This window comes from Bradyrhizobium sp. LeoB3 (assembly GCF_055456055.1).
This window is the reverse complement of the sequence record NZ_JBVBEF010000309.1, coordinates 1-990: the sequence shown is the minus strand read 5'-3', so window position 1 is coordinate 990 and position 990 is coordinate 1. Positions and strand designations below refer to the sequence as shown.

Genomic DNA, 990 nt, shown 5'->3' with positions numbered 1-990 from the left:
TAGAGCGTGTTGTTTTTTAGCGGAATCGGGATTCCCAATTGGAGGAATTTCTGATTCAAACTCCATGCTGGGGCCGGGGGCCAGCATGGATGACGCGACCCTATTCGGAAGACATCCGCGAACTGGCGCTTAAGCGCGCTGATGCAGGCGAGACCGTTCGCTCGATTGCAGCGGCGCTTCAGATCAGTCCATCCTGTGTGACGAAGTGGAAGAACCTGAGGCGAGAGACCGGAGGCCTTTCGCCCGGCAAGATCGGTGGTCACAAGAAGCCGGTCCTGTCCGGCGCCAACGCCGACTGGCTGCGCAAGCGCCTTCGCTCGGGACCGTTCACCTTGCGGAAGCTGACGCGGGAACTGGCTGAGCGTGGCATCAAGACAGACGTGCGGGCGGTGTGGGCTTTTGTTCATGCTGAGGGGCTGAGCTTCAAAAAAAACGATCCATCCGGCCGAACAGGATCGCCCCGATATCGCTGGTAAACGGGCGCGCTGGAAGGCCCATCAAGGCAAGATTGACGCCTCGCGCCTGGTCTTCATCGATGAGACCTGGATCAAAACCAACATGGCGCCGCTACGCGGCTGGGGCCCGCGCGGACAACGGCTCCAGGCATCAGCGCCTTTCGGCCATTGGAAGACCATGACCTTCATCGCCGCGCTGCGCCACGATCGGATCAACGCACCCTGCATCATCGACGGCCCTATCAATGGCCAACTCTTCACCCTCTATGTCGAGAAGATATTGGCGCCCACCCTGGCAAAGGGCGAGGTCGTCATTCTCGACAATCTCGGCAGTCACAAAGGCAAGCTCGCCCGCAACGCCATCCGCGCTAGGGGCGCGCATATGCTCTTCCTGCCGCCCTACAGCCCCGACCTCAATCCGATCGAACAGGTCTTCGCCAAACTCAAACACCTGACGCGCGCCGCGGAGCCCCGCGATGTCGAGGCAACCTGGCGAAAGGTCGGAGAACTCCTCGATCTCTTCTCACCCGAGGAG

Annotated in this window: 1 protein-coding gene; it reads left to right on the top strand. The window is 60.7% G+C overall.

All coding sequences use genetic code 11. The features are described 5' to 3' along the window. Nucleotides 1-89 precede the first annotated feature (89 nt). Nucleotides 90-990 (top strand): IS630 family transposase gene (locus ACZXDY_RS46040; RefSeq protein WP_464350031.1). Its coding sequence is split into 2 segments (ribosomal slippage), with 900 coding nucleotides annotated over them: nt 90-425 and nt 427-990; the frame shifts between segments, so codons are not numbered across the junction. This gene is flagged as partial in the annotation.